Source organism: Pseudoalteromonas tunicata (genome assembly GCF_002310815.1).
Taxonomy (GTDB): Bacteria; Pseudomonadota; Gammaproteobacteria; order Enterobacterales; family Alteromonadaceae; genus Pseudoalteromonas; species Pseudoalteromonas tunicata.
In genome coordinates this window covers 2,251,273-2,263,414 of sequence record NZ_CP011032.1, presented here as the reverse complement: position 1 = coordinate 2,263,414, position 12,142 = coordinate 2,251,273, and the positions used below count along the sequence as shown (strand labels likewise).

Annotated in this window: 11 protein-coding genes and 2 pseudogenes; 12 read left to right on the top strand and 1 reads right to left on the bottom strand. The window is 38.4% G+C overall.

The window, feature by feature from the left end; all coding sequences use genetic code 11:
* Nucleotides 1-65: 65 nt before the first annotated feature.
* The 9 genes from PTUN_RS10255 (at nucleotide 66) to PTUN_RS10215 (ending at nucleotide 7,507) form a co-directional block, all read left to right on the top strand.
* The gene (locus PTUN_RS10255) at nucleotides 66-359 is read left to right on the top strand and encodes a hypothetical protein (protein ID WP_009840206.1); all 294 of its coding nucleotides are present in this window, start codon (nucleotides 66-68) and stop codon (nucleotides 357-359) included.
* A 161-nt stretch (nucleotides 360-520) separates the two neighbouring features.
* Complete coding sequence (locus PTUN_RS10250; protein WP_009840205.1) at nucleotides 521-1,552, top strand: DUF262 domain-containing protein; 1,032 nt, start codon at nucleotides 521-523, stop codon at nucleotides 1,550-1,552.
* Between the two features lies 1 nt (nucleotide 1,553).
* The gene (locus PTUN_RS10245) at nucleotides 1,554-2,171 is read left to right on the top strand and encodes a hypothetical protein (RefSeq protein WP_009840204.1); all 618 of its coding nucleotides are present in this window, start codon (nucleotides 1,554-1,556) and stop codon (nucleotides 2,169-2,171) included.
* A 239-nt stretch (nucleotides 2,172-2,410) separates the two neighbouring features.
* Nucleotides 2,411-2,914: a hypothetical protein gene (locus PTUN_RS10235; RefSeq protein WP_009840203.1), complete on the top strand. Its 504-nt coding sequence runs from the start codon at nucleotides 2,411-2,413 to the stop codon at nucleotides 2,912-2,914.
* A 121-nt stretch (nucleotides 2,915-3,035) separates the two neighbouring features.
* Nucleotides 3,036-3,707, top strand: a complete 672-nt coding sequence (locus tag PTUN_RS10230; protein WP_009840202.1) for a DUF4386 family protein — start codon at nucleotides 3,036-3,038, stop codon at nucleotides 3,705-3,707.
* Nucleotides 3,708-3,838: 131 nt separating this feature from the next.
* The gene (locus PTUN_RS10225; protein WP_009840201.1) at nucleotides 3,839-5,404 is read left to right on the top strand and encodes a transposase; all 1,566 of its coding nucleotides are present in this window, start codon (nucleotides 3,839-3,841) and stop codon (nucleotides 5,402-5,404) included.
* A 293-nt stretch (nucleotides 5,405-5,697) separates the two neighbouring features.
* Nucleotides 5,698-5,862, top strand: coding sequence for a hypothetical protein (locus PTUN_RS21945; protein ID WP_009840200.1), 165 nt, complete (start codon nucleotides 5,698-5,700; stop codon nucleotides 5,860-5,862).
* 98 nt (nucleotides 5,863-5,960) lie between these two features.
* Nucleotides 5,961-6,899, top strand: a complete 939-nt coding sequence (locus PTUN_RS10220) for an alpha/beta hydrolase (RefSeq protein WP_009840199.1) — start codon at nucleotides 5,961-5,963, stop codon at nucleotides 6,897-6,899.
* A gap of 260 nt (nucleotides 6,900-7,159) precedes the next feature.
* Nucleotides 7,160-7,507 carry a DUF6176 family protein gene (locus PTUN_RS10215; RefSeq protein WP_040644168.1) on the top strand — a complete coding sequence of 116 codons (348 nt, stop codon included), beginning with the start codon at nucleotides 7,160-7,162 and terminating at the stop codon, nucleotides 7,505-7,507.
* 808 nt (nucleotides 7,508-8,315) lie between these two features.
* On the opposite strand, the gene PTUN_RS10205 is transcribed toward PTUN_RS10215, so the two are convergent.
* A complete protein-coding gene (locus tag PTUN_RS10205) occupies nucleotides 8,316-9,335 on the bottom strand; it encodes an IS110 family RNA-guided transposase (protein WP_096035248.1) in 1,020 nt (339 codons plus the stop codon).
* Nucleotides 9,336-9,643: 308 nt separating this feature from the next.
* Here PTUN_RS10205 and PTUN_RS22650 point away from each other — a divergent pair.
* The 3 genes and pseudogenes from PTUN_RS22650 to PTUN_RS22645 all read left to right on the top strand — a co-directional run.
* Nucleotides 9,644-10,075 (top strand): annotated as a pseudogene (locus PTUN_RS22650) (transposase); the annotation flags it as partial.
* 220 nt (nucleotides 10,076-10,295) lie between these two features.
* Nucleotides 10,296-11,318: an alpha/beta hydrolase family protein gene (locus PTUN_RS10195; protein ID WP_009840193.1), complete on the top strand. Its 1,023-nt coding sequence runs from the start codon at nucleotides 10,296-10,298 to the stop codon at nucleotides 11,316-11,318.
* A 279-nt stretch (nucleotides 11,319-11,597) separates the two neighbouring features.
* A pseudogene (locus PTUN_RS22645) lies at nucleotides 11,598-12,025 on the top strand (transposase); the annotation flags it as partial.
* Nucleotides 12,026-12,142: the final 117 nt, after the last annotated feature.

Here is a 12,142-nt window from a genome sequence, read left to right as displayed (position 1 = left end):
GTCGGCCCAGTAATGGGTCGCTCTACCACGATTGTTTTTAGTTAAGTTGGGGAGTTTTGCATCAAATGGATAATGAAAATAAAGAAGAGTCCATGAAAGTTGAGCGTAAAGCGCAAAAACTATCTGATAATGCAAAAATCAAAAAGTATAAAATTTCCCAAATTGCTTTAAAACAAAATGTCTCACTTGAAGAGGCAGAGGCTCTTTACAACGCTAGGGTACAACAGCAGCAAGCTCTTGGTAAACGCAAAAGCCGCAAGGGTATAAATAAAAAGAATACATTGTGGAACGACACTCATTCTGTATATACATCGCTAGTTGGGGTTACGGGAGCAAGGACTTGGAAGAAGGTCAAGTAAAACATAACAAGTTGCTTAATTTCGTTCCGGCCACAAAAAGCGTGGCCTCCACTGGACTGCCTACGCTACGCTGCGGCAGCCAATTAGCAAAGCGTTAGGCAGCGGTGCAAATATTAAGAGTGGCGGTAATAGCCGACATAAGATATTAAAAAGGAAAAACAATGGCAAAAATACAACTATCTCAAAGGATGTACAGCATTCTTGATATCGCAAGGCTTTTGGAGAGTGGAGAATTATCTATTCAACCCAAATATCAACGGCGTAGAACAGCCTGGCCTGTTAATGCTAAAACGGCCTTAATGGATACGATTCTCAATAATTTTCCACTCCCACCAATCTACTTAAGGGATTACGTTGACGATAGTGGGAAGAGAAAAAAGGAAATTATTGATGGGCAGCAAAGGATCTCCACAATAGTAGAATTTTACAGAGATGAGTTTTTGCTATCTAAAAATATTTATGATGAAGAATTTTACGGCTGCACTTTTAGAGAGCTGCCTGCCGAAGAGCAATTAATGGTTGAAGACTTTGAGGTGTCATTTATATCAATTAGAGGGGCTTCAGATAGCGATATAATTTCAATCTTCTCACGTTTGAATTCCTTTAGTTTGCCTCTAAACAGCCAAGAGAAGCTAAATTCTGTTTACGCAGGAGAGATTAAAACTCTAATTTATGAGCTGGCATCTGAATACAACACGTTTTGGGTAGAGTTTAAAATACTTACACCAGCTGTAATAGCTAGAATGGCAGATGCTTCCCTTGTTTCTGACATTTTATATACGATTATTTATGGCACAAAGTCAGCTAGCTCGAAGCTGATTGAAAAGATGTATAAAGAGTTTGACGATGAGTTTCCTTTGAAACACCAAATCAACGAGCACTTTAATAAAACGCTTACTGTAATTGGCACTCTATTCGAATCAAATCATATAAGAAATGTATTCAAACCCAAATTCATGTTCTATTCACTTTTTTTGGTTGTTTATGCTCGACTTTATGGCTTTGAAGGTAGGGAAAACGAAAAAACTGGGAAAATTGACATTGGTAAAACATTGGAAAAAATGGAAGAGTTTTGCGTGCAGTATGTACAGACAAATTTTGATCCAGTACTAAAATCCCAGTTTAAACAAAGTACCGGTAATGTTGCACAAAGGCGTTTTAGGCATGAGGAAATAGCTAAGTTGGTAGTTTAATATGGCGTATTCATTAAAGGCAACGTATGAAAATTTCGATAAGGAAATCCAAAATCTGAATCGTATTGTTCTTAGGCTGTCCAATGAGCAAGAAAGCTTGGAGAGAGATACTCATATAGAAGGGTGTTTTATCCGTCTTGTTGTCAGTTGGGAGTGTTTTATTGAAGAGTACTTCCTTCGCTGCATGTGCAAGGCAAAAACTAGGGGGAATTATGAAATAAAGCCCCATGGTCCAGCATCAAAAAATATTAACGAAGCATTCAAAAAAATTAATAAAAATAGGAAAGATCGAGATAAAGATTTTACCGATTGGCTAGACGCAAAACTTTTTCAGCAACGCATTGATGATTATTTTAGGAAAAACTCAAGGGTTCAAAAATCCTGCGAAGCACCTGAGAAAATGTTTGAATTGCGAGTTATAAGAAATGCTATTGCTCACCGATCTCCTTCTGCTATGGCAAAGTTCGAAAAGTATGTGAAAGACCAAATGGCATACATAGCAGCGATGTCTCCATCAATGGCATCTTTATTAATTCAAAAGCGAAGAAATACGCATGACCTCATATTCACCATATTATCAAACTATTTTCTTTTATTAGCTGATAGGTTGACTAAATAATGCCTAACAAGTCGCTGCTACGGAAAATTTACTCGCTAGCGCTCCTAAATTTCCGCAGAGCAAGGCGTTGAGGCTGTAGAATTACTCATTTGGTCAAGTTTTTAGGTGCTTTAAGGGGTCTCAAATGCATTGCTTAGTACGAGATTGTCGCTTAGAAAGCGATACAGGAGGTCAAAAAAATGGCCAAATTTATAAAAATAGAAATTCTACAGCCTCGTTAGGTATTCATTGGGCTGAGTATGTTCAAAGGAAAAATTATTCCGGTTATAGGGCTAGCAATGGGTATCTTCTTCTTGGCAGCTCATTTTTGGGGTGATAAGTTTCTAGATTCGATACCTCCAAAATCCGAGCTGGTGGAGATTGCTGGAGAAGTTGAGTGGGTAAATCGTGCAAGCAAAAAAAGCAGGGACGTTCGCTTTAAAATTGTGGGTAAAGGTACTTTTGTACACAACGGTTTGGGATCGACTCTCGCGAAAGAAATATATGAAGCGATTAGTGCAAGCGGAGTAAATGTAACCGTGCTAGCAAATCTCAAGGAAACTCAGAAGCCAATAGCTCACGAATATAGCTACAATCCAGTTTACGAAATAGTGGCAAATGGCAACGTTGTTCGATCATACGACGAATCCGTTGCAAGCGAAAAACGAGGAGCTATATTGTTTCCTTGGGTCGGTCTATTTTTAGTTTTTGCGTCAATATATGAGTATCGAAAAAACAGAAAGAAGTATTGGTTCAGAACCTAACAAACGGCTCATGTGCGACCTCCATTCCGTTGGCCTTTTTTGTGGTAGGTACCACAAAAAAGGCCAACTGCACTCCGGCGCCATAGCCGGGCGTTAGCTTTCTCACATAAAGGATTTACAGTTGAAAAAAATCAATTATTTTACTGGCCTATGCGCCATCTTCTTAGCGTTAATCTATATTGGCGCATTTATTTACTTCGGTGCTTTCTGGGCTTATCCATATTCAGCAGAAGTTGCTGATCAAATTGTGTACCTAGAAGACAATCATATATCAATAGGAATCGTTTATTTTTCCATCTATGCCTTGTTTGGTGTTGTATTGTCGGTTTTGGTTCTGGGGCTGTATGAAAAGCATTCCACCCTCAAGACACAATATTTAAGTAAGCTCGCTACTTTATTTGGCGTAGTGTGGGTTGGTTTGGTTATAGCTAGTGGGTTTATATCGGTTATTGGCTTAGACGCTGTAGTTAACTTGGCGAGAACAAACGTCGAGAAGGCATCAGAGACTTGGCATATTGTAACTTTACTCACTGAAAGCCTTGGGGGCGGTAATGAACTAGTTGGTGGTATCTGGGTACTTTTAATCAGTCTATGCAATTTATATAGTAAAATATTTTCTAAGTGGCTCAATTATATTGGCTTATTTGTTGGTGCTGCTGGCATCGCAACTATCTATCCTGCCGACATTTTTACAGAGCTATTCGGTGTCTCACAAATAATTTGGTTTGTTTTTGTGGGGGCCAGTTTCATCGGTCAAGCAAAAGCTAACAATCAAAATCAGGCGGACGCGTAAACGCGCCGCTGCTTGGGGCGTTGAGGCTGTAGAATTACTCATTTAAGGAACGGATTCTATACTTCTTTATTTGCTCGATTTTTAACCTTGAACCCATCGAGTGACTGTGATCTAATAGATATTATTCACCCATGGTAACGTGTTATGGCTCTTTCGTTGGGTTACGAGTCAAGCCTGACTTATCCTGCCAAAATAAATTCATTCCAATCAATTTCGCTGAGCAAATTCTGCCTGGCACTTTTGAGTATGCCCTTTGTTATATTGTTGAAAATAAACTCGATTTAACGGGGTTTGATGCATGGTATAACAACGATAAAACAGGTGCAGCGGCGTATTCACCTGCGGTGATGCTCAAAATTATTCTGCTGGGTTATGCACATGGTTTAATTAGCAGTCGGCGTATTGCTAAGGCGTGTGAAAACAATATTTTATTTATGAGTGTGTCGGGTGATGTTCAGCCGCATTACACATCAATAGCGGGTTTTGTGGCTAAAATGCACGAGCAGATTGAACCATTATTTACGCAAGTGCTGATGATATGCGACGAAGAAGGCTTAATAGGCCGTAATATGTTTGCCATTGATGGGTGTAAGTTAAAGTCAAATGCGAGCAAAGAATGGAGCGGTACGTTCGATGAACTCGGCCGTAAAAAAGCAAAACTAGAACGGGCAAGCAAACGCATTATTGAGCGCCATCAAGCCCAAGATGGATTAAGTGAAGAACTAGTCACACAAGACTTAAAGCAAAAAGAAAAGCTCGATAAAAGTGCCGCTAAAATCACTGAATTTCTCGCCACTCATCAAGAAAAAACAGGCAGTCAAGGTAAGCCGGTTAAAAGTAATATCACAGACCCAGACAGCGCAAAGATGACGACATCCAAAGGCACCATCCAAGGTTACAACGGCATTGCGATTAATGATGATAAACATCAGATTATCCTGCAAGCACAAGCGTGGGGTTCGGTGGGCGAGCAACAAACTTTGCAGCCAGCCGTTAATCAATTAAAACAACAACTGGCTAAACTCAACGCAAACCGAACGTCAAAGGAACAGGCCATCAAATTCACCGCAGACAGTGGCTTTAATAGCGAAGCGAACCTCGAATTTATGGCGCAAAGTGGCTTTGATAGTTACATAGCCGATAACCAATTTAGAAAACGCAATCCGCTGTTTAAAGAGAGCGAAACCTACGAAACAGAGCAAGAAAAGCGCCGATTAAAACGCAGTAAAGGCAAGCCACGGTTATTTACCTCGGATGACTTCCACTATGATGAAGTAACACAAACTTGCCGCAGCCCCGCAGGCAATGAGATGTGGCGAAGTGGTATCAATGTAAAAAGCTATAACCAACAATACACACGATTCTGTGGTTACTTAAAAGACTGTAAAATCTGCCCGCTGCAACAGCAATGTATGCGAAAGCCACCGATAAAAACAGGGCGGCAAGTACAGTTTAAAAATGACGAGTCATGCAAAAAGCTCAGTTACATCGACAAAATGAAAGTGAAAATAGACAGCCCAATGGGGCGACGGCAGTACAGTAAAAGGCTTGGTTCTATTGAGCCTGTATTCGGTAATATCACCGTCAATAAAGGCATGAATAAACTGACCTTACGGGGTCAAACGAAAGTGAATACCCAGTGGCAACTGTATTGCTTGGTTCATAATATAGAAAAGCTGCAAAACAGAGTGCATTAAGCAGGGGAACCCCTTTTTACCCTTAAAAACACCTCTAAAACCTCACAGATACCGCAAAAAAAACCACCTAAAACATAGATTTAAAATATCCACTCGAAACTGACGAAACGATTGAATCAAAATAGGAACTCAGTTATGGTTCGTTGATTAATAAAAACAAATTTAAAACGAGTAAATCTACAGGCTCGTTATGTGTTTCTATGATTCTAAGAATATTTATAAGTTTGGCTGTACTGGTATTTAGCTTCATTTGCTTTGAGCATTTGATTAGTGAATGGTACATAGAGCTGCATATGGAAAAAGTAGGTGCGCCAAATAAAGAGGCGCTTTCTGAAGATTATGGGCTCGGATTGGTGGGTTTATTAGTAATTGTGCCATTCAGTTTTATTTTGTCAGTGATTACGGCCAAATTAACGTGGAGTTGGCTAGGTCGCAGAGACAAAAGTAAAAACACATAACAAACAAATTTTATCGCCAGCAAAAAGCGCTGGCTGCGACGTCAACCCGCTGCGCGGCTTTCCGCGCTAAATTTGGGCGTTAGCTAGACAGGAAGTTTATGGTAGAAGTTGAGTATTCAATAAAGAAAGAACAAGTGACATTAAGAGGGACAATTTGCCTTCCGCAAGAACAAGGAAAATTTCCAGTCGTATTAATGATTCATGGCAGTGGTGAACTCGATAGAGATGAAAATCAACAAGGCTTAGACCTTAATATATTTAATAATATTGCTCATTATCTAGCTGATAATGGTATTGCCAGCATTCGATATGATAAAAGAGGTTGTGGACAAAGCACTGGAGATTTTTATAAAACAGGTCATTTCGATCTAGTAGATGATGCATTATCTTGGTTTGATGAACTTCAAAACATTGAATTTTTTAACCTACAAGAAATATATTTATTAGGTCACAGTGAAGGTTGTATTATTGCCCCACAAATTAATATTAAACGTGACAATATTGCAGGCATGATCTTACTTTGTCCATTCATTGAGCGATTGGAAGATATTTTAATGTCTCAAGCTGAAACGTTACACAATGAGTTAATTGTCGAAATTGAAACCAATAAAGGACTTAAACGCCTTTATAAAAAAACTATGTTTAAGTTATTTGATGAGCCAGTTTCTGATACAAGTAAGTTTATTAAAAAGATAAAGCGTACATCATCAGATTATTTTGTAGAACGCTCTGAAAAGGTTGAAGCTAAATGGTTTAGAGAAATGTTGACTATAGTACCTTCGCATATATTTAATAAAATATCATCTCCTGTGCTTGCAATTTCAGGCAGTAAAGATATTCAGTGTAAACCTCAAGATGTTGAACAGATAAAACTCATAGCTCCGGTAGCAGTGGAAAGTCATATGGTGCCTAACCTTACACATATATTACGCTGTGAAAATGAAGAGCCTTGTTTTTCAAATTACCCATTATTGGCAAAGGAGCCTATAGATACAGAAGTATTAAACATACTTGTTAAGTGGTTAAAGTCTAGCTAACAAGTCGTTAAAGCAGGACAAAAAACAGTTGGTTTTTGTTCCTTCGTCGCTTATTTTAACCAACTATTTTATTGCCTCTTAATGAGGCGTTGAGGCTGTAGAATTACTCTTTTTTAAGAAAAATAGGCTGTTTTCTGGGTTCCAAATGCATTAGCTAATGCCTTAAATGCGCTTAGGGTTGATTACAGGAGCTCGTTTTTTAGTTAAATTTGGCTGTTGGAGTTATTCTACAGTCTCGTTATGTTTTTCTAGAGGTTTGAGTGCAATCTAAGCTACTAAAAATCAAATTGAATCCTAATTCTCGAAACCATTTAGATACTTTGATATCTTATATGCGTGAAAATATTGAGTTTCCTAAAAGCGAAATGGAGCAAAAAGGTTACTTTTGGGATTCTGTGTTTTATGAAAAAGGCGATGACTTTGAATGCATATATATAGTTATTAAATCTGCTGATTTTTCTAAAATCATGATGGATGAAAGAGAATTAGTAGTATCTCCTTTTAGAGACGTTTATGAAAAATTTAGGACTACTTGTTGGGCTCCTGAACCATACATAGATTTAGAGCCAGTATTTTGTTTTAATTCATCATTAACTTTTTCTGGTTAAAGTAGAGTTATCAAAAACATAACAAGCAAATTAATCAGGACTAAAAACAGCGGGCTGTTCGCTTCGCTCCATTTTAGCCCACTATTTTTAGCCCATTATTTGGGTGTTAGTAGTATTAAAGTTACAGCTTCAATCAAAGGGTAGTGTTAATGAATAAAAACTCGTCATCTCAATTTAAATCTTATATCGGTGCATCTTTTATTATGGTTATAGGCTTGGCTTATAACGTAATCGAGCAGGATTTTATCGGCTCAACCGTGTTCTTAATTTCTTCTATCGTGTTTTTATCTTTAGGTCTTATTAAAAGACGTAAATCCCAAAAAGAAACTTGAGCGGCGTAAAATACTACTAACAAGCAAATTAATCAGGACTAAAAAACGTTGAAAAATACTAGACATATATGGACACGACCGACTTTGCAAGCATGAGCAGTTTTTATCTTGTAAAAAATACAAAATAAATCGTTTATTCTTTTTGTTCGTTAACATATGTTCATGTGGTTTTCTGATAAATAGATATTAAAAATATCAGCACTGACATATATACAGGCTCTGTTCTTTCCTCTGATTCTGAGGAAAAGAGTGGCGGGAGTTGACTCCCGCCGGCCTCTGATGAATTCCGTACTTGAAATACCTTAACACCCACACGGATTTTAAACCCTTGTCAAAACCAGGTTATTTTCAAGTGGGAAAACCGTTTACTCATCAACATGTGTTAGCTAACAATGGTGTGAACAACCCGTTACTATTTAGGTAATGGTTGAATAAGCAACCATTTATAAATAACGTTATGGTGTGAAATCTTCATGTTAGGCCTTTATATGTTGAGGTTGGTACATCACATCTTTTTGCAACAAGTGCCAGACAATCCGTGCAAGTTTATGGGCAATGGCAACCACCGCTTTATTAAAACCACGTCGATGTGCGACCGCTTCACCCCACACCTTGAGCGCATCGTTTTCATTTTTATAGCGATTAAGGACGGCTCTGGCGCCATGAATGAGTTGCTTGCGTAAATAACGATGGCCTCGCTTTGATATTTTGCCCATATAACTATGTGACCCTGATGCATATTGGCGCGGTGTTATTCCCAACCAAACAGCAAAATCTTTTGCGCTTTTAAATGCTTGCCCTTTATCAATGCAGGCAATTAACGCGGAAGCGATGATGTAACCAACTCCTGGCACACTAAGCAGTATTTCTGCTTGTGGAAACTGGGTTAAGTTTTGTTTTAATTTGGCTTCGATTACTTTTAACTTGGCTTTAAGCCCTAAAAACTCTTCATGCAACATGGCAACCAGAGATTTTATATTTTCGCTCACGTGTGAGCTTGCCGCGACGATATGGGCCATGACAGAAAAACAACGTTCTCCTTGACTGAAAATAATCCCAAAGTCACTCAATAAACCATGTGCTTGGTTTGTTAATGCGGTTTTGTTTTTGATTAACCGTTCACGAATACGATGTAGTGCCATGACTTCTTGTTGCGCTTCACTTTTTATCGGCACAAATCGAATGTTAGGTCGTTGACTTGCTTCAACAATGGCTAGAGCATCATTGCGGTCATTTTTATTCCCTCGAACAAAGGGCGTAACATGTTGAGCGGGGATTAGGCAGACAGTATGCCCTAATTGGGTTAATTCTCGACCCCAATAATGGGATGAATAACAGGCTTCCATCACCACTTGCGTGGGCGGTTGCTCTGCCATAAAAGCATAAAAATCACGCCTAGCTAATCGTTGATTAAAAACAGGTTTTAGATGTTGATTCACTCCACACGCTTGGAAAACAGATTTTGCTAAATCAATGCCAATAGTTCTACACTTCATGATGGATGCTCCTAGAATAACTGAGTTTCACTTCCAGTTTGGCGCATAGACGCCGTTTTGGGAGTGTCCATCTCATCACCCATAAATATCTTCTTGAAATAAAAAGACTTTTAAAATTTAGTGCTCGTAAAACAATCGTTTAACCTCGTTGTAGCGCAGCGCCTCGGGGTTCTCAGTGGTGAAAACGTTTGTATCTCACAATGACGCCAAAAGCCAAGACGTGTAGTGATAAGTCACGACAAAACAGCGGGTGAGCTTCGCAAGCAGGCTTGCACCTACGGAAATATTTGGCACCCATAATTATTTTTTGCCGCTGCCCCGCAGGCAATGAGATGTGGCGAAGCGGTATCAATGTAAAAAGCCACAATCAAAAATACACACGATTCTGCGGTTACTTAAAAGACTGTAAAATCTGCCCATTGCAACAGCAATGTATGCGAAAACCACCAATAAAAACAGGCAGGAAAATGCAATTTAAAAATGATGGATCACGCAAAAAAGTCAGTTACATCGACAAAATGAAGTAAAAATAGACAGCCCAATGGGACGACGACACCTTTTTATTCAAGGAATGGCAAACGACTAGGCTGTATCGAACCTGCTTTCCTTTAAATAAAAGGCGGAATATCACCGTCAATAAAGGCATGAATAAATTGACCTTGCGCGGTCAAAAGAAAGTGAATGGGCAACTGTATTGCTTGGTGCATAATATAGAAAAGCTGCAAAGCAGGTTGAATTAAGCAGGGGAAACCCTTTTTATCCTTAAAAATGCCTCATAACCCCACATAAACCGCAAGAAAACCCATCTAAAACTCCGATTTAAAATCTCATCTCAAAATAGACTAAACGATTGAATCAAAATAGGAACTAAGTTATCGTTTACTGACTAATAAAAATAACTTTAAAAACGAGTAATTCTACAGGCTCGTTAGAAGTTTCAACCACCGACATGGAGTTCATGTGAACAAATATATATTAATAACCATTTTAGCTGTTTCATCGTTTAGCTCTCAAGCAAACGATTTAATCAATGATGAACGAATTAAAGATCAAAAAAATTGCTTTACTTCAATATTCGAAAGCTATGATTCATGGCGTGGCTTTATCGAAAAAAAATATAAAAAGAGAAGTAAATCTAAAGAAGATCTATCAAAAAAACTGTCATGGTTCGACTCTATGTTTGGAGAAGATAACTTTAATCAATATAAGAAGAACTTATCGTGTAATACCTTCACGTATCAAGTCGATGGCAGTGATGTATCTGGTTACATTATTAAACCTAAAACAAACTCAAAAAAATTACCTGTATTAGTATACAACCGCGGCGGTAATGGTAGCACTGGTTCAGTCGAATTTGGCTCAATGATGAATAATCTATTTCCAATTGCTAACGAAGGTTTTGTTATTATTGGAAGCCAGTATAGAGGTAGCCAACATCCCGGTACACTTACAAAAAATGTAATGAACGATGAATTTGGTGGAAAAGATGTTAAGGATGTTACTGCGTTATTAAGTTACATCCCTAAAATTGAAGGTGCTGATCCACAACGAATAGGTATGTATGGCTTTAGTCGAGGAGGAATGCAAACACATTTAGCTTTAAAGCAAGTAAAAAACGTAAAAGCGATAGCAACTATTGCAGGTGCTACTGACTTGTTAAAAGAGCTAAATTTTCGCCCCGCTATGGAAGAGGTCTATACACATAGAATTCCTGATTATGAAACTAATAAAGTAACTGAATTAGAGAAGCGCTCAGTATTAAATTGGGTCAATGAATTATCGCCAAATGTACCTATTTTGCTTTTACATGGTGAAAATGATGAACGGGTGTCCGTGAATAACTCAATTGAGCTTGCTGATGCGTTATCTAAAAATAATATTCCGCATAAGTTTGTGCTTTATTCAAAAGATGATCACGATTTAACAAACAACAAAATTAAAGCGCAAAAAGAACTAGTTAGCTGGTTCCAAAAGTATTTATAAAAAACTTCCATACAAGGCATTAAAGCAGGACAAAAAACAGTTGGTTTTGCTCGTGCCTCGCTTATTTTAACCAACTATTTTTTGCCTCTTAACGAGGCGTTGAGGCTGTAGAATTACTTGTTTTAGGAACTGATTCTACACTTCTTTATTTGCTCGATTTTTAACCTTGAACCTACCGAGTGACTGTGATCTAATAGATATTATTCACCCACGGTAACGTGTTATGGCTCTTTCGTTGGGTTAGGAGCCAAGCCTGACTTATCCTGTCAAAATAAATTCATTCCTATCAATTTCGCTGAGCAAATTTTGCCTGGCACTTTTGAGTATGCCCTTTGTTATATTGTCGAAAATAAACTCGATTTAACGGGTTTTGATGCATGGTACAACAACGATAAAACAGGTGCAGCGGCGTATTCACCAGCCGTCATGCTCAAGACAATTTTACTCGGTTATGCACATGGTTTGATCAGTAGCCGCCGCATTGCTAAGGCGTGTGAAAACAATATTTTGTTCATGAGACTCTTTTGCAAGAAATAGCGGGTGATGTTCAGCCACATTACACCTCGATAGCTGCTTTCGTGGCTAAAATGCACCAGCAAATTGAACCGCTATTTACCCAAGTGCAGATGATTTGTGATGAAGAAGGGCTAATTGGCCGCAACCTATTTGCCATTGATGGCTGTAAATTAAAATCCAATGTAAAAAAGAGTAGGGTTAGGTCTATCTTTGCTATGGTGATAATTACCCTATAAATTCACAAGCTTTTAGCCCTCGGTAAAGCGCAGCGCCTTTGTGTTATCGGTGGTGGAAATAGCTTTAAACAT